At 69.2% G+C, this 16,275-nt stretch carries 14 protein-coding genes; 4 read left to right on the top strand and 10 right to left on the bottom strand.

Translation table 11 applies throughout. The features are described from left to right. Window positions 1-146 precede the first annotated feature (146 nt). Window positions 147-410, top strand: coding sequence for a hypothetical protein (locus ABZ923_RS29195; RefSeq protein WP_361477193.1), 264 nt, complete (start codon window positions 147-149; stop codon window positions 408-410). Between the two features lie 502 nt (window positions 411-912). On the opposite strand, the gene ABZ923_RS29190 is transcribed toward ABZ923_RS29195, so the two are convergent. Continuing rightward, entirely contained in the window at window positions 913-1,929 is a 1,017-nt protein-coding gene (locus ABZ923_RS29190; RefSeq protein WP_361477190.1) for an ATP-dependent DNA ligase, read from the bottom strand. A 1,711-nt stretch (window positions 1,930-3,640) separates the two neighbouring features. On the opposite strand from ABZ923_RS29190, the gene ABZ923_RS29185 reads away from it, so the two are divergent. Next, window positions 3,641-3,871, top strand: a complete 231-nt coding sequence (locus ABZ923_RS29185) for a hypothetical protein (RefSeq protein WP_361477187.1) — start codon at window positions 3,641-3,643, stop codon at window positions 3,869-3,871. A gap of 67 nt (window positions 3,872-3,938) precedes the next feature. Here the strand turns inward: ABZ923_RS29185 and ABZ923_RS29180 are convergent, their stop codons facing one another. Further along, window positions 3,939-5,036, bottom strand: coding sequence for a pentapeptide repeat-containing protein (locus ABZ923_RS29180; RefSeq protein ID WP_361477184.1), 1,098 nt, complete (start codon window positions 5,034-5,036; stop codon window positions 3,939-3,941). Window positions 5,037-5,385: 349 nt separating this feature from the next. On the opposite strand from ABZ923_RS29180, the gene ABZ923_RS29175 reads away from it, so the two are divergent. Beyond that, window positions 5,386-5,955 (top strand): hypothetical protein, encoded by a 570-nt coding sequence (locus tag ABZ923_RS29175; protein ID WP_361477181.1) that lies wholly within the window; start codon window positions 5,386-5,388, stop codon window positions 5,953-5,955. Between the two features lie 613 nt (window positions 5,956-6,568). On the opposite strand, the gene ABZ923_RS29170 is transcribed toward ABZ923_RS29175, so the two are convergent. From ABZ923_RS29170 to ABZ923_RS29135, 8 genes are all read right to left on the bottom strand, one after another. Next, the gene (locus ABZ923_RS29170) at window positions 6,569-6,778 is read right to left on the bottom strand and encodes a hypothetical protein (protein WP_361477178.1); all 210 of its coding nucleotides are present in this window, start codon (window positions 6,776-6,778) and stop codon (window positions 6,569-6,571) included. Further along, window positions 6,760-7,158, bottom strand: coding sequence for a hypothetical protein (locus ABZ923_RS29165; RefSeq protein ID WP_361477175.1), 399 nt, complete (start codon window positions 7,156-7,158; stop codon window positions 6,760-6,762). Before ABZ923_RS29165 ends, ABZ923_RS29170 begins: the two co-directional genes overlap by 19 nt. After that, window positions 7,155-9,542 carry a hypothetical protein gene (locus ABZ923_RS29160; protein ID WP_361477172.1) on the bottom strand — a complete coding sequence of 796 codons (2,388 nt, stop codon included), beginning with the start codon at window positions 9,540-9,542 and terminating at the stop codon, window positions 7,155-7,157. Before ABZ923_RS29160 ends, ABZ923_RS29165 begins: the two co-directional genes overlap by 4 nt. 1,209 nt (window positions 9,543-10,751) lie before the next feature. Continuing rightward, on the bottom strand, window positions 10,752-11,663 hold the full coding sequence (locus ABZ923_RS29155) for an FAD-dependent oxidoreductase (protein ID WP_361477169.1): 912 nt from the start codon (window positions 11,661-11,663) through the stop codon (window positions 10,752-10,754). After that, complete coding sequence (locus ABZ923_RS29150; RefSeq protein WP_361477166.1) at window positions 11,660-12,241, bottom strand: isochorismatase family cysteine hydrolase; 582 nt, start codon at window positions 12,239-12,241, stop codon at window positions 11,660-11,662. Before ABZ923_RS29150 ends, ABZ923_RS29155 begins: the two co-directional genes overlap by 4 nt. Before the next feature lie 5 nt (window positions 12,242-12,246). After that, window positions 12,247-13,416 carry a helix-turn-helix transcriptional regulator gene (locus ABZ923_RS29145; protein WP_361477163.1) on the bottom strand — a complete coding sequence of 390 codons (1,170 nt, stop codon included), beginning with the start codon at window positions 13,414-13,416 and terminating at the stop codon, window positions 12,247-12,249. Window positions 13,417-13,629: 213 nt separating this feature from the next. Further along, window positions 13,630-14,316: an ATP-binding protein gene (locus tag ABZ923_RS29140; RefSeq protein ID WP_361477160.1), complete on the bottom strand. Its 687-nt coding sequence runs from the start codon at window positions 14,314-14,316 to the stop codon at window positions 13,630-13,632. Beyond that, window positions 14,313-15,071, bottom strand: a complete 759-nt coding sequence (locus tag ABZ923_RS29135; RefSeq protein ID WP_361477157.1) for a GntR family transcriptional regulator — start codon at window positions 15,069-15,071, stop codon at window positions 14,313-14,315. The genes ABZ923_RS29140 and ABZ923_RS29135 overlap by 4 nt, the downstream gene beginning before the upstream one ends. Window positions 15,072-15,404: 333 nt before the next feature. On the opposite strand from ABZ923_RS29135, the gene ABZ923_RS29130 reads away from it, so the two are divergent. Beyond that, window positions 15,405-16,157, top strand: coding sequence for a hypothetical protein (locus ABZ923_RS29130; RefSeq protein ID WP_361477154.1), 753 nt, complete (start codon window positions 15,405-15,407; stop codon window positions 16,155-16,157). The last annotated feature ends 118 nt before the right edge of the window (window positions 16,158-16,275 follow it).

Here is a 16,275-nt window from a genome sequence, read left to right as displayed (position 1 = left end):
TTCGGCTCATGGATGCGGCTCTGCGGCCCGGCGTCTGCGCAGCCCGTCCATGACCGACATTGTTGCTGCCCCTACTCTCCGCGCGCGCGTCGCGCCCGAGACCGTCTTGAACGTCGGCAAGCGGCGGCTCGTTCGGTACTCACCGGGTGCTCGAAGGCCGCTGTGCCGATGCCAGCACCCCCGCTAAGAGGGTTTGGGCAATGCTGCTGTGGGCGATCATCATCATCGGATTCATTGACATCGTTGTCATAATTCTGAGTCACCTGTTCGATGTGACTCCCGGACTGATGCAGAAGGCGGCCAAGGCGTACAAGTCCGTCCGCGACTGTTGGCGCTCGATCAAGGGCGAAAAGAGGTGCGGTTGCGGGAGCCGGAAGGACATCGGGAAGGGGAGCGATCCGGGGTCGTGAGCACCATGACTGCTCTTGCCGAGGTTCGGTGACGAACAGGTACCCCGGGCGGCTCGCCGTCCGGGGTCCTGGTATGTCCGCTGCAGGTCACGGCCTGTAGAGCGTGACCCGTCGCTCACTGGGGCGCCGTGGTTGAGTGAGGTGGCACGGGCATCTCGCCGCCGCGACCCGCCTCCCGGAACGGGGCGGACGCACTGCGCCGCGCGACGCGCAGACCCGATGCGGCCACCAGTACGCCCGGGTCACCATCGAGGTCGAGCCGTCGAGGTCCGCCAGCACCTGATAGGCGACCCGGCCGCCCGCCCAGTCCTGCCGGATCCGGACCGTGGCCCACCGCCACCGGCCCCGCGACCTCAGCCATAGCGCCGGCGGATCCGTCAGAGGCCAGGTCCACACGATCGGGGGCGGCCCATCCTCCGGGCGCCACGGCCGCGCCTCGACCGGCTCCGGAATCTCATCGTTTACATGTTCTATTTTACGTCACGGGCCGGTCGACCGGCGGTCACCCGGCAGCCGGCACTGCCCCTTCACCGAATGCGGCGACGTCGCCGGGCAGCATGTCGTCGCGGAGCCGGACGGCCCGTACTGGATGCCGCCAGACTCCCCGGTCCCGGGCGGTGTCCACGTCGATCTCCGCCACCAACTCCGGCTCGACCAACACCACGTCCAGCGGGGTGTGCGAGCCCCACGACGCCGTGAACCGCACGCCCTGCCAAGGATGTCCCGATCCGGCCGCGGTGAGCCGTGCGGCCAGATGCCGGGCCGTATCGGGGTGCAGCGGGGTACTTCGGGCCACCGGCCGCAGTGCGCCGGCCGCGTCGTACCGGCCCAGCAGCAGACTCCGGGGACGTGTCAGGGTCCCGATGATCGCGCCGATGACGGCCTCGGTGGTGTCCCGGCGGCGGACCTTGTACCAGCCGCGCACCCCGGGCAGGTAGTGCTGCTCCCGGCCTTTGATCACGAGCCCCTCGACCCCGGGCTGCTGCGTCCACGTCGTCAGCCACTCCTGCGCGATGCGCGTATCGTCCGTAGCCCGGCACAGCAGCCACGGCGGGGCCAGGGCGTGTTCCGTGAACAACTCCTCCAGGCGTGCGCGCCGCGCGGTGTACGGCTGTTTCAGCAGCACCTCGCCGCCGGCCTGGAGGACGTCGAAGACGACGAAGTGCGCAGGCAGTTCCTCGGCGAGCCGTACGGCCGTCCGCCCGCCGGAGGCCGCGCGCCGCTGCAACGCCTCGAACGACAACCGTTCGCCGGCCCACACCACCAGCTCGCCGTCGAGCACCAGGCCGTCGGGCAGGGAGGCGGCGGCACGGACCAGGTCGGGGAACCGGTCCTGGATCAGGGCGCCCCGGCGGGACTGGAGCAGGACCGGACCGGGCGCGGGGTTCGGGGTGAACAGGAGCGCTCGGTAGCCGTCCAGCTTCAGCTCGAAGGCGAGACCGCCCGGCAGCGCCCCGGGCGCGGGCAGCTGATCTCGTCCCTGCGCCAGCATTGGCGTCACCGGCGGTCGCAGTTCCATGGGTCCGGTGTACGACCACGGCGCCCGGATCGCGACTCTGCAGAGCCCCGCCTTGCCTCGCCCGGGCCGGGCGAGGCGAGGCGAGGCGAGGCGGGCCACAGGAACGCGTAGCGGGCCGCGGCCGATGGTCGGCGTGTGCGGTGCGGAGCACGCCACGTTCACGTGACCGGGCGCGGCTACGCGCTCTTGTCACGCAGCTCCGCACGGAGGTCGCCCAGGCGCGCGAAGAGAAACAGCCCTGGCCGCTTGGCCCGACCAGCGCTAGACCCACGGCTACTCGGCGGCCGACCGGGGAGTCTGGCGGCACCCGGTACGGGCCGTCCAGCTCCGCGACGACATGCTGCCCGGCGACGTCGCCGCATTCGGTGAAGGGGCAGTGCCGGCTGCCGGGTGACCGCCGGTCGACCGGCCCGTGCCGAGATCTGCCAGGACCTGATGCCGACGGCCGACAGTCCGCCCAATGCTCTCCAGGCGCAGGGCTGTCGGGCGCGGGCGGTCGCGCACGAGAGCACAGGGGCGCATGTTCACCCGCAGGGCGCGCTACCTGTGTGACGTTACGCACGCCCGCCCCGGGAACAACCCGACCGTGGCACCGCGTACCCGACGTACCGTCACCAACGGTGCCTGGTAGAGCGCTTGGGCGGCACGCAGCCGGTCCCGAAGGACCGCAAGTGTGCCTCGCCTAAGTGGCACCCAGTGCCTTCCGCTTTTGTGAGGGAGCGACATTGACGCGAGCGCGGTGCGCCCCGCCGCTCGGGTAGTGTGCGGCCACACACCCCAAGAGGTTCACGAACGCTCGTGCCCTCGCGCGAGGAGCACGAAATCTGTGCGCCTCCACCACGGGAGCCGTGAAACTCACGGCCCCTTCGGGGAAGGGGTGATAGAGCCAGATGACGATGCAGGATCAGCCTGAGCAGTCTGAGGTTCACTGCCGTTGCTGTAGCCGTCGGGACCGGTCTACCTGGACCGCCTGGTGGTTGGAGCTGGTGGTCCGCACGGCCTACAAGGTCATGATGGACAACTGGCCCTGGTAACGCGGAAAGCCCCGACCTGACCGGTCGGGGCCCGCGCTGCACACGGTGCACATGAGGGAGGCCTCACCTGGATGCTTCGCGGGCGTCGGGTGGGGCCTTCCTTCGTTTCCGAATGCGGTTACCGCTGCGTACGCAAGCGGATACGGCCGTTTGTGACGACTGTCACACCTGGAAGCAGCGGTGCCCCCATCGTGCCTCATTTCGCGGTGATCGTGCGACAGCTAACGGGATGTCTATCCCCGCAGATCAGACCCTTAAGTCCGGTAACTGCCCAGGTGGAAGGGTGTTTCCAGTCAATAGAGTGATCCGAATCACACTTCGGATGGCCCTCGGACGGGTGAGTCAACACACAAGCGGACGGTGAGATTTGACCCGTTTTGCCGGGGGTTCGCATAGTGAAACGCAACGGAAGCTGCGGTTCCGAATGTGGGCGGAGGTACTTTACCCGCAGGGTCTGACAACCGGCCGCACGACTTTCCGGACGCCATGCCACGCCACCCGGGACGGTAGAGCACGCCACTGACATCCATCCCGTCACCCACCGTCCCGGTGCCGGTACCGCTGACGCCCACGGCGGTGCCTGACCCGGGCTGGGGGCACAGCGCGCCGCACACTGCACCTCTCCGGCCTCGGACACGCGGACAATGGACTGCGAGCACCGCGGCGAGGAGGAGGCCATGGGAACCACGCATCTCGCCCGGCTGCAGTTCACGGCGGACGGTCCGGCGGTCGAGGGCGAGTGGACCGTCCCCGGCACCGCACGGGACCGGTACACGGAGTGGGTCGGGCTCTACGGCACCGACCCGCATGTGGTCATCCGCCTCATCGAGGAGACCGACGGTATCGAGCGCGTGCGCAGGACCTGGGGTGCAGGTAAGAATCGTGTCACCAGCCGAAAACGCCGGTGATCTTGATCATGCTTGCCGGTGGGGCGGGTTCGGGTCGTCGGCATAGCGGCAGACGGCGATCCGCTCCTCAGGTCGTGGACGGCCCCCGGGCCGTCCTGATGTCGGGCGGCAGCACCGTCTCCGCGGTGATACGCGCCGACCTGACTTGCTCTGTTCTCAATCCCCGGACATCGGCAAGGTTCGCCCCGCCCAATTTGGCGCGGGTGAGGTCCGCCTCGGCCAGGTCGGCGCCGGTGAGGTTCGCCTCGGCCAGGTCGGCGCCGGTGAGGTTCGCCTCGACCAGGGAGGCGCGGGTGAGGTTCGCCCCGGCCAGGTCGGCGCGGGTGAGGTTCGCCTCGGCCAGGTCGGCGCGGGTGAGGTTCGCCTCGGCCAGGTCGGCGCGGGTGAGGTTCGCCTCGACCAGGGAGGCGCGGGTGAGGTTCGCATAGGGGAGGTGGGCGCCGGTGAGGTCCGCATAGGGGAGGTGGGCGCCTTTGAGGTCCGCCCCGACCAGGACGACGCCGGCAAGGTCCGCCCCGGCCAGGACGACGCCGGTAAGGTCCGCCCTGACCAGGGATGCGCCGGTGAGGTCCGCCCCGACCAGGGATGCGCCAGCAAGGTGAAGGTTTCCGAGGTCGAGCCTTTCGCGGTCGTCGACGTGCGTGCGCGATTCGGGACGCGTTAGAGCGGTCAAGGCCACCTGGATGTCTGCTTCCGGAGACGTGGGTAGCGAGGTGTCCGTCGTGGTTGCCTCGCCGTCCGGGGCATTCGATGGGCCTGGGCGGGCCGGAGCGCGATCGCGCACGAAGTGGCCTAGCACCTGGGCGGCGTGGGTGGCCTGCTCGGGGGCGTCCTGGACGATCTGCTCCAGCGCCAACACTCCGCCGATCCGCACATACCTGTGGTTGGACCCGAGGCGCTCCAGGGCTTTGGTGAACCGGTCGGTGACCTGCCCGCGCCGGGTCAGCCGGTAGTTGCGGATCGTGTACACCAGGGCCACTCCGGCGCCGATCGCGGCCGCACACGCCACGAGGGCGGTGCGCAGGCCAGTGATCAGCGCGGCCGAACCGCCGGCTTCACCCACCGTGGACGTCTTGATGTACCCCTTATCGAGCAGGTACGGCCCTCGCCACACCAGCCAGGGCAGACCGACCAACAGGGCCAGGGCCCCGCCCAGGGCGAGCACCCAGGAACCAATCCGGCGCAGGAGCCGTATGCGGCGTGTCCGGGCCCGCCGCCGATCGAGCTCAGTCGTCACGCCCCCTGCTTAGGGGAAGCGGCCTCGAGATTGTGGCGCCACTCCGGGCTGCGGGTAGCGGTACACCCCGGATGGAGGCGCCCAAAGTCGAACACCACGAGACTCGAACGCGCCCGCACCTTCACCTGATCCGCAGCTCACGGGGTCGGTCAGTCACCATTTGCGGCCGGTGACACGGCTCTTACCGGCACCCCGACCTGGACCTTCCGGGGCGAGATCCAGGGTCCGTCTGCCTGAACGTCTGCGCCGCGCGGCCGAGCGCGGGAGCATGACCGCCATGCCTGCGATCTTCTGGACCCTGCTGGTGGCCGCCGCCACCGCCGTCGTCACCGCCCTTGCGACCGGCCTGTTCGTCACTCCGCGCATGGAGGCCCGCAAGAAGCGGGTGGGAGAGGTCCTGGCGAGCCGCGACACCTTCAGCGCGAGCATGACGCGGATCATCTCGGCGTGCGCGCTGCTGAGCAGGCTGCAACTCCCGGCGGACGACGAGCCGGGGTGGACTCCCGTCATGCGCGAGCGGCTGGCCGGCGAGCGTGAGCGCTGGTGGCAGCAGATCGACGACGCGACCCGCTGGCTGATCGACAACTGCGCGACGTACGCCGGCAGCTGGCCCACCCAGCGGCTGATCCAGTTCGCCATCGACTACGCCGGCAACGCCCGCATCGTGTTCCTGTCCGAGCGGGAGGAGGCGACCAAGCTGGAGCTGCTGCTCGCACTGACCGTGCCGGTCCAGCGGCAGTTCTTCGGCTGGCCCTGGGCGCGCGCCCGTCACGCCGTAGCCGACCACCGCTCTTTTGCGGAGACCCTCGTCCGCATCGGTGGCGAGCCCGCCCCGGCGGTACGGTGACGTCGATCAGCCGTACTGCGGAGGGGGAACCCAGGTGGGCCTGAAAGGAAAGATGTTCCTGCTGCTGGCCGTCATCGTGATCGGTGTGCTGATCGGCATGGCCAATCCGCGGCAAGGTGGCGGCAAAGCGGCCGCGACAGCTGCGCTTTAGCCGGTATGTCAGATTCGGTGAAAGACTTGGAAAAGAAGCCGATGGCGCGGTAAGAATGCACCCGCGGGGATGGTCCCGCCTTCGATGCCCTGGTCTTCGGCGGTAGCTCCTGCTCCCCGCGCCCGCGGGGATGGTCCCACGGGGCAGGTGTCCGACCACCACCTGGAAGACTGCTCCCCGCCCAAGGGGATGGTCCCGCCTTATCCAGTGTGGCCAGCGCGACGTCCGGCTGCTCCCCGCGCTCGCGGGGATGGTCCCGAGGCATCCACCCCGTCCGGCTCGATGATGATCTGCTCTCCGCGCCCGCGGGGATGGCCCCCTCGGCAACAACGCCGGCGGCTACGCCCTGGTCTGCTCCCCTCGGTGGCCGCAGCCTGGCGGCGTCGCTGCGCCCGGGTCGCCTCGATCGAGGTCGGCGCGTCGTCCGCGACGACGTCCGGCTCGGGAAACGCGCGGCGGGGCTCAGCTCCCGATCGTGGCGGTCTGTCGCTCCACCGCTTCCGCGATGGCCGGGGCCACCCTCGACGGCCGGACGGCCTGGCGGTGTGCCTTGACGGCAAGGCGGTAGCCGTCCGGCGGGGTCCGTCGCTGCACCCGCGCGGCGGGCACGGTCGTCGGATTCGGGCCGGCGGCCGCCATGGCGGGGCCGGCCTTCATGAGGGCGGGCGCCAAGACGCGCAGCGTGCGGACATTCGCGTCCTGCACCTTCTCGTTGGCGGCCGCGAACAGCTTCGGCGCGCTCCAGCGCAGCTTTGTGCCCCGGTGTCCGAGTCGAACGCAACGGCTTGGACGTGACCGGCGAGTTCCGGCGCGGCCGCGGCGAGGATGTCGTCGAACTGCGCGAGGACGCTGCCGCCCGCGTCCGGGGCCACCATGCCGCGCTCGGTCATCATCATGCTGATCGCGCTGCCGAGCCCGAGAAGTTCACGGCCGTCCCGGCGTACGACCGTGCCGGTGCGCCGCTTCCGGGCGGCCCCGTTCTTCTTCGCCGCCTCCCGGGCGGCGGCCAGGGCCTGGCGCGCCAGGTCGATGTCGCTCAGCTCGGCGCTCATGCGATCACCGCCCCGGCCGTGTCGGCGTTTAGCGGGCGGGCGGCGAGCTCGGGCAGCCGGTCCGTCCACGGCGCGGCCGCGGCCTGCTTGGTGCCCATGGCTTGCTGCTCGCGCAGCTGCCCCAGTCGCACCGCGAGCAGGTGCTCGGCCGTGCGCTCCCGGGCGGAGTCGGCGGCCTTCGTCGCCGCCGCCAGGGCGTCCGCGCCGTTCGGGTTGTGCTTGAACCAGTGGCGGCCCTGCTCGGTCTTGTACGCCCGCCGGGCTTCCGCTTCGGCCTCCTTGGCCCGGCCCAGCATCGCCAGGGCGCATCGCCGGTAATCCGGGAGAGCCTCCTGAACGGTGTGTAGGGCGCCGTATGCGAGCACGGACGCGGTGCCTACCGGGTCGGCCTCCTGGTCTGCGGGGTCCATGGCGCGCAGGTAGTCGGCGCGGACGGCCGCGATGTCGCGCTCCAGCGTCGCTCGCACCTTGGCGGTGACGGCGGCGACGGCGCCCGGGTCGGTCAGGTCGGCCGACCAGATGGCCTCGACCAGCCCGGCCTCCACGATCGCCGCCTCGGTCCGGCGCCGGTAGCCGCACGCCTCGCACAGGCCGGCTGACCGCTCCTGCCCGCAGTCCTCGCACGGCAGGGCCTGGCGGACCGCTTCGGCGGCGGCCGCTGCCTGGCGCTCGCGCTTGGCCAGCTCCCGGGCGGCATCGCGGCAGGCCTGCTCGGCTGCGGCCTGCTCGCGCCGCCGGACGTAGTCCTCCGCCTCGATGGCGGCCTGCTCCCGCAGCCGCTCCTCGAGGACGCGCCTGCGCTCGCGGTCACTCAGGCCGGGCAGCTCCCGGTCGATGTCCGCAGCGATCCGGGCGCGCTGGGCGCGGCGGATGTGGATTACGTTGCCGCAGTTCTCGCACTCGCCGCCGGTGTCCAGCCGGATGCCGTCGTCGCAGCGCCGGTCCGTGCATGCCTGACGCTGCACCAGGCCCCGCCCGATCAGCCACCCGTACGGCCTGCTGACCAGAGCCTCGCCGCCGGTCTCTTCCAGGCGGTCGGTGAGCCGGTCAGCTAGCAGCCGCGGCGCGACCTCCGGCTGCTCCAGCAGGCCCGCCAGGCGCTTCAGCTCCGCCTTCGCCGCCGCCTCGACCTGGCCCTGCTGCCAGCCGGACAGCCGCGCCCACAGCCCGGAGACCGGCCCCAGCGCCACCCGCAGACGAAGATCAGCCGGAAGGCCCGCCCTCCGCTGCCGCTGCGTCTTGTCCCAGCCCGCCGCCTTCAGCCGACCACCAGTCCCAGCTACGGCAGCACGCTGCCCACCCCGCTCATCGACTGGGGACTCTTCCAGCTTTTCCCCGCGAAGCGGGCTAACCTCCGCCACCGGCGACGTGCTCGCGGCAATGGCGGCCTCGCCGTCGCCGGCTTGATCCTCGCGCGCGTACGCGCGGTCCGGCAGATCACCAGACCCACTACGGCCTACGCCGGAAAAGCCACCAGAGACAGTGGGGGAAAAGACGGCAGTAACCAGGTGAGGGTGATCAGTGTGAAGGTCTGCCGCAACGTCGGGCTCTGTAACATCCACCTCATCGGTCACCGGCACGCCGCTGACCAGCGCTTCCGTCTCCAGCTTCGGCGCCTCACCAGGCCCTGCCGTAACGTCGGGGTCCGAAAAATCGGGCTCAAGGGCCTCCGCACGGTCTTCCCGGACGGCATCGGCGACCGTGCGGCCGTGCGCAGCGGCAACCGCCAGCACCACCAGGCGCGACCGGTTCGCCAGCCCAGACCCTGTCTGCAGCCGGAACCGGCGCACCAACTCCCGCTTCTCCAGGCGCTCCAGCACCCGTTCCCCCGCCGACGCCGTGCACCCGAGCAGCCGGGCCACCGTCGCCGCCGCCCGGCCGCGCTTGGTATCCACCGCCCCGCCGCACAGGCGCACCCGCCCGGTCTCCCGCGCCTCCAGCACCAGCAGCAGCAGCGCCAGGCGGTCCGTTGCCGCTCCCCGGCCGGTACGCGTACCGATCAACCCGGCCGGTGTGACCCGCCCGTCCCGGTGCGTCCAGCCCGGCGCCATCACGGCCTCCAACAGCCGCAGCAGCGTCGCGTACTCCTTCTTCGACAAGTTCAGCGGGTGCCCGGCCACGTCCTGCGCCGCCCACAGCGGCAGCACCTTGCACTTCAGGCCGTCGTCCTGGCCGAACTCGCCCTCCGCCGTCTCCACCGACACCACACCCGAGCGGCGCAGCACCGGCACCACATCGGAGGCTACGTACGACGCGGACAGCCCGAGCCAACGGCCCAGCTCACCCGTACGGATCTCCACCACACCCGACTCCGCCGACGTCCTCGATGCCAGCACCACCACCGCCAGCCGCACCACATCCGGCGCACTGTCCAGGCCGGGCACGTCCAGCAGCGCGTGCAGCGCGTTCCTCAGCCGCGCCCGCGTATTCCTCCCAAGCGCCAGCGGATGCCCGGCCTCACGCCTCGGAGCCGGCACACCCTGGACCGGAGCAAGTCCAAGACGCGTCCGAGTACGCCGTGGAGCCGGCACCTGGAACCCGACAGCGGCTGGCGCCGCCCCGGCACTCACCGGCCCGTCCAGACAGAAGTCGCAATCGGATTCATCCGGCGACCGTGGACCAGGTCACCTGTGGACAGATTCCGATCAGATGCGAAAGCCCCGAGGGCTCCCGTCAGGCGGCTAAGGCTCTTGGAGCTGGTCCCGTCACACGGGACGGGGCGTGTGAAGGCGCGAAGCGCGACGCAGAGCGCGAACGGGCCAGTTCCGAGCACGTGCTTTTCAGCTTCGGTGATCTGGCTCGTAGGACCGGCGCACGACGTGATGTCAGCCACGGTCACACGGTGATGTGGCTGCTCTGCGTGGTATGACGGGTATGTGCGGGCATGCCGAAGCTGGCGGCCCGCAGGAAGGTCATGCACAATGACTCCTGTCGTGGGGCTCGCGCCTCACGGCATGACGAAGCCCCCTGAGCGGTGCTTCGGGTTCCTGTGACAGAACCGATCCGAACTGTCCGACTGGCTCCCAACCAGACGGACAACCCCTTCGGAGGGGCCTCCCAAGCCCTTCCGGTGGCAGATGGGCGCTGAGCCGAGGTGACTCCCAATCACCTGTGGCTGAGCGACCCGGGGCGGTACGAAGACCCGTACGGGCGCCGCCCCCGACGACTACGTCATCCCGACCCCCTCACCAGAGGCGCGGACCGGGGTGTGCACGGATGACAGCACGGACGCCCCGTCGAAGGAGCAGCAACCGGCATGGTTGCTGGCCCCACGGCGGGGTGCGGTGTGTCGGGTGACGGGTACGGGTACCCTGATCACGTCGGCACCTTCCTTCTCGCGAAAAGGGTGCTCGGCAGGCCCCGGGACCCCTCCTACAAGGTCCCTCGGCCACGTGGCCCCTCCCGGCTTGCCAAGGCCGGTCGACGGGGCCACTTCTTTTTGATCAACGTTCGGGGCCACCCTACCGTTCCCGCGATACCTAGAGGCCTCCTGGGGGCTACGTGTCGCCACCAGGCCAATGCCGACCGAGGCCTGCGCCAGCAGTGGCACAAGTCCTCGTTCGCTGCCAACTGTCGGCATGGTTGACCTCGTCTCAGGCGTGCTGAAGCACGGTGGAGTAGTAGCCGGCGAGCACGGCTTCGGCCCCGGAGCCCTGGGCGGTTGCGATGCGCTGGTACTGCGCCGACCTCAAGTCGCCGGCGATCCGGATTCGGGAGTGCTGCTTGTCAGGTGGGCAGTAGCCGTCCTCGCCTACAGCGAGACCCTGGAGAGCAGCCGGCTTGTTGCCGATGTTGCTCAACACGGTGGTGGCTACGTACGACTTCCGCTCTCCGTTCCGATCCTGCACTTGCAGGGCCCAGCCGCTCCCATAGGTCAGCGAGGACACCGTGACGTGAGATACGGGCACGAGACGGACGCGCCGGTTCCCAGCGACCTCTGTGATCTTGTAGTCATCTCCAGACGGGTAGAGCACGTTCAACGTCGTTGAAGACTTGGGATGGCTTCGCAACCAGGTGCCGAGAGGCCGGTCGCCTCCAAGTACATACGTCCGTCCAGCAAGGTCCACGGACTTCGTCCGCCACAGCGGAGGAGCGGAGAACTCTGCCGGAGCGCTGATCCAGGCGGCATCGAGCGGTGTCAACGAAGCAACACCGGTGGCGACCACGACCGCTTGTGCAGTGAATACCCGCCCATCCTCGAGGGCGAGTTCTGCTCGGTCGTCGTACCCCGTGACTCCTACGGCACGGGCGTTGACCACAGAGCACCAGCCTGCCTGCTTCATTCGGTCTAGATCCGCAGCCAGGGCTGCAGCCAGCTCAGGACCGGTCGACCAGTTGCCGGACACATTCTCCAACGCACCGATGGCGTGCAGCTTGCCGCCGACCTGACCAGCCTCAACAACTACAGTCCGCAGGTTCAGACTGGCCGCCATGACCGCAGCCGCCACCCCGGCTGGCCCTGCGCCGACCACCAGCACGTCCGCTTCGTACGACGGTGTAATCATGCGTGCGCCCCCTGGGGTCCACTGATTCGGGATAGGACAGTCTCGCTGGTCACGAGTTGCTCGGCACCGAGATTCCGGGCCGCCAGCAGCAGAGCCGCGTCGTGATACTGAGCGCCTCCACTGGAGGCGCAGGCGTCGACCACGATCCATGGCCGGTAGCCGCTCTGGTAGGCGGCCATCGCGGAGTCATACACGCACGCGTCCGTGTCGATGCCGCACAACACCAGGTCCGTCCAGCCTGCGTCCCGGATGATCCGGGCACCCTCGGGCGTGAAGATCGATGCTTGGGCCTTGTCGATGACTGCGGCGGCGTTGTCCGTGTACGGAGTGAGCTGCGAAACGAATGCTTGTTCTTCGGGGGTGCGCAGCCGGGTCCACCCGGTGATCGTCTCGTAGGGCGAGCCCGGCTCGTTGTGGAACCGGGACAGCACCAAAGGAGCGCCGGCCGCCCGCCAGCCCTCCACCAGCCGCACGACCGCGGGAAGAACACCACGGCTATGCCGGTTCACGAAGCCCTGCTGCACGTCAATGACCAGCAGCGCTGTCGATCGAGGGTCCACCCAGTCCGCCTTCCACATAGCCGTCACGGATTGCTGTCTCGAAGAGCATCCTGGGCGGCGCGCAGCCGATCTGGAAGCTCGCTGGTGGCCAGAATCGCCTCGCGCATCACCCGGTGCTGAGCGGTCTCGGTGGGACGTGCAGTGGTGAGCCGGAAGTAGGCGCTACGCAAGAAGCGCCAGCCATAGGCCGTCGGCATCACCGGATCCTGGCCGTCTTCGATCATGTGCAGGATGTGAGACGAAAGCGCCCAAAGCGCTTGTACGTCCAGCTCCAAGGCGACTACCTGACTCATGGTCAAGGCTCGCTCTTCCGGCCGCGGGTGGTAGGCGACACCAGACCAGCCGACCACGCCGCGAGAAACCCCGCCATCGAACGTCACGGCTTCAGGATGAGCCCAACCGTCACGGAATTTGGCGTCTTCCACCCCCGGCCCAAGCGGCACCACGTTCGCGGGATCCTGTCGATTGACGAGCACAGACGGCGTGGCAAGTAACTGGAGAGCGGTGTCTAGGCCGGAGCCCGTCCAGGAATGGTCGCGGAGCTCGTAGGCCGACAGCACGTACTGGGGAATGAGCGACGGCTTGGCAACCTCCCTGCCCTCGGTGTGCTGCATCAGGAGGTGGGTCATCCACTCTCCCACCCAGGCCGGCTCCTTCAGATAGGTGCGGTAACGCCACACCGCCAGTTCGGTCAGCGATTCAACACGCTGGTGCTCTTCCAGGTGCACCACGGCGACCCCGCACGCGTAAACGTGCACCGTCGACGACTGTGCAGAGCGGTGGCCAGCCGGGAGCGTCCGCTGCTCCAGGCCACCCGGGCCCGGCTCGCTGGGCGTACCTGCGGCGTACAGCGGTGTGCTCAGCTCACCCAGGTACACAGGCAGGAACTTGTGAGAGACCACGGTGCACGGCGCCGGGCGTTCTGCCGCACTGGCCGCGGACGGAACCGGCTCCCCCTGAAGGGCTGCCAGGCGCAGACGGAATGCCTCCTGCTCCCCTGGCGTGCACTGGCTGAGCGCTGTGTCCAGGATCTGCGCCATCTGCGGACGGCACACGCTGGTCCTGTTTTTCTGCCAGTTCGAAACCGTCCGGGGACTGATGCCGAGGCGCTCGGCGAACTCGCGTACCGACGCACGCATTACCGACCGCAACAGCAGCGCCTCCTCGCCTGTCCACTGCTCCACGGCGATCACTACACACCCCCTTGGTGGTCACCTACCAGGCGCGAAGCGCCTTATTGCCACGCTGTTGCTACACCACTGCCACGCCGGGACATCTCGCTCCATGTCTTCGCCCCGGAAGCTGGTTGACGTTGATCCACACACTCAGCATCCCGGTCGGAGGACCTCATGCCGAACCTCGAACGAGGGCCTGGTTGCCTGGATGTCGTCGCTGCGCCCGGCATGTCAGAGCCCTCGGCTAAGGGTCGCCAGCACGCTCTCCGGGTGACCGTCGTACACAATGTGTGGCTCATCGTCGGTCGGCGGGCAGAAGCGGCCCGCATGCCGAAGCAGATCCTCCTCGCTGAACTCGATGCTGTTCGGGTCGACCAACGACTTGGCGTTGCGCTTTCGGATCCGCTCCCAGCGCACCTCATGCGGCACCGGCAAGTAGATGAGAACGGGCTCGCCGCCGGCCTCCATCGCGGTCGCTGCCCACTGCGCCCGCTCTTCCCGAGTCCAGAAGCCGTGGTCGACCACGGCGTCGTGTCCGGCCGCCAGGAGTTCCTGGAGCTCGAGAGCGATGTCCTTGAGCACGGGCGCCTCCCTGATCCTGAACTGTCCGCGGGGAAAGTCCCTGCCGTAGTGGCCGTAGCGGCGGAACATTTCCTCGTCAGGGCAGAGGCGCCGGAACCCGGCTTCCTCGAGGGCGCGGGCGAGGGTCGTTTTGCCAGCACCCTGCAGACCGGACATAAGAATGGCGCGAGGCGCGGGGCCCGGTCGGCCGGACAAAGCGGCAGAGATGCGCGTGATCTTGAATCGTCCTTCCAGTGTGAGGGTGTCGGTCCGCTCGGCTCGCAGGAGTTGGCCGAGGCGGGCTTCGAGGCAGGAGACAAGCGTGTCGTCCAGGACGACGGCGTTGTACGTCGTCACCGCTGCACATCTGACGTCGTGCGACGGGTGCGGCCCGGGGCGCCCAGGTCCACGCCGTACTCCAGCAGCTCGCCGTCGGCGTCCAGGAAGCGCGCGGTCAGCACAAGGATCGCCGCGATGGTGCCGCCCTCCAGCTCCAGGAGCTTGAGGTCCTGCGGCGTGGCGATGCGAGCCGACTCCTCATCCACGCGCTTCTCGACCTGGCGACCCGTTGCGCGAGCTATCAGGTCCAACGAAAGGCCGCCCTTGAGCCGCTCGCTTAGGGCCAGCTCTGGCACGACCTGGGCGAATTCCGCCGGGATCCACGACGTTGAGTGGCAGACGATGCCATGACCGTCTCGGTAGACACGGCTGCGGCGAATCACATCGTCACCAGGCGAAATACCCAACACGTGAGCGACGTCTTCGGGAGCCGCGACAATGCCAGCGGTGTGGCCGGACGACTTCTCTCCGACTCCCCACGACGACTGCGTCTTGCTGCTGCGGTCGTGACGCTCCGCCCCAGAGGACAACGAGATGGGGCGCGCCATCACCTCGGTGCCGACGCCCGGGATGCCTCGCACGAGCTTCTCTTCGCGCAGCAGTCTCATCGCCCGGTCCGCAGTGGCGGTACTGACCTCCCACTGGGTGGCCAGTGTCTTGATGCTGGGCAGCAGGTCGCCCGGCGAGAGCTCCCCGGAGCTGATCAGGTCGCGGTAGTGGCCCGCGATGCGCGCGTACGGCGGCCGGTTATCGGCTCGGGGTGGCCCGGACATCTGCCTTCGCCTCCTTCAATCTTGTCTGGTTGCCTCACTATACCGCTTGACACCTGAGGGTACCTGATGCAACCTGATGTATGTCAGGCGTCGGTGATCCTCTGGGAGCGCCGAGTAAGCATCACTGCAAGACCGCAGTAGTCGTCCGCCCTTTTTGGCGGCCGGGGTCGAGAGCTGCATCAAACTCCCCCGGGCCTGACAGCACGACTACCTGCGAGCACGTCACAGCGCTGTGCGCTGTCTGTCCTGCGGGACGCCGGCCTCACCGTGCGGCCCGGAGGGCAGAGAGAGCACCGCGACGCGCCCCCTGTTACTCCGCTCTGAGGAGTCCACATGTCTGCTTCGACCTTTCAGCGCACCGCTCGGCCCCGTAAGAGCCGGACACGCTCCCGGAACACCAGCGCCCGGCCCGCGCTCGTCATCTCCACCCTCAAGCCCCACCAGTACGACCTGCGCCCCTCCTGCGCATCGCTGATCTGCCCCGACTGCAAGACGTGGGTGCCGATCACCGGTATCCAGGCCCGGCAGCAGAAGTTAGTCCCACACGACATGGGTCGCGCGGGCAAGGACGCAGCGGTCCGCTGCCAGGGCAGCAACCGCCTGGTCAACGTGGACATCGAATTCGAGGTGTGGCAGAAGCGCCTGGAGGACGGCAGCGCCGAGACCGCCGCCCGCCGCCGGACCACTGTGCGACGCAAGCCGACGGTCGCGGCCGCCCCATCCGTTGCTCACATGGTGGTCCAGGACCTGGACGCCAAGGGCGCGCTCCGGCTGTACCGGGCTCACGCCGAGCAGTGCACGGTGTGCCAGGAGTCTGGCCACGCTCACTGTGCTGAGGGCAGCCCGCTCGCCCGGCTCTACCTCTACAAGCTGCGCAACGCACCCGTTGCTGCAGCCCGGAAGGAAGAGGAGGAGCCAGGCGACGGCCGGGCCCTCTGGCTGCTACGGGAAATGAAGTGGGCGTCGACCGAGTCGGCGGTCCGCGAGGCCGACACCCGGCGCGCGGAGCTGCCCGACGGTGACGCGCCGCTGGGCGCCCCACCGGTGCCGCTCAAGACGCTCCACCCCCAGCGCCCCGCGCGCTGATCCGCTTCTGGACGAACGACCACGGCCCCGGCCGCCCGCATCATGCAGGGCGGCCCACGCCGCCCCGGCCACGAAAAGGCCCCGGAAGTTGGGGCCCTCGCTGCACGGCACGATATAG

Origin of the sequence: Streptomyces sp. NPDC046881 (assembly GCF_040645015.1) — a bacterium.
Taxonomy (GTDB): domain Bacteria; phylum Actinomycetota; class Actinomycetes; order Streptomycetales; family Streptomycetaceae; genus Streptomyces.
Note: the sequence above shows the minus strand (reverse complement) of the source record. Positions and strands in the feature narration are given on the sequence as shown.

What these genes read in the sequence shown, in the direction of transcription:
- ABZ923_RS29130 (WP_361477154.1), top strand. Translation starts at nt 15,405, where the DNA reads ATGTCTGCTTCGACCTTTCAGCGCACCGCTCGGCCCCGTAAGAGCCGG.
- ABZ923_RS29175 (WP_361477181.1), top strand. Translation starts at nt 5,386, where the DNA reads ATGCCTGCGATCTTCTGGACCCTGCTGGTGGCCGCCGCCACCGCCGTC.
- ABZ923_RS29165 (WP_361477175.1), bottom strand. Translation starts at nt 7,158, where the DNA reads ATGAGCGCCGAGCTGAGCGACATCGACCTGGCGCGCCAGGCCCTGGCC.
- ABZ923_RS29155 (WP_361477169.1), bottom strand. Translation starts at nt 11,663, where the DNA reads ATGATTACACCGTCGTACGAAGCGGACGTGCTGGTGGTCGGCGCAGGG.
- ABZ923_RS29135 (WP_361477157.1), bottom strand. Translation starts at nt 15,071, where the DNA reads ATGTCCGGGCCACCCCGAGCCGATAACCGGCCGCCGTACGCGCGCATC.
- ABZ923_RS29185 (WP_361477187.1), top strand. Translation starts at nt 3,641, where the DNA reads ATGGGAACCACGCATCTCGCCCGGCTGCAGTTCACGGCGGACGGTCCG.
- ABZ923_RS29150 (WP_361477166.1), bottom strand. Translation starts at nt 12,241, where the DNA reads ATGTGGAAGGCGGACTGGGTGGACCCTCGATCGACAGCGCTGCTGGTC.
- ABZ923_RS29190 (WP_361477190.1), bottom strand. Translation starts at nt 1,929, where the DNA reads ATGGAACTGCGACCGCCGGTGACGCCAATGCTGGCGCAGGGACGAGAT.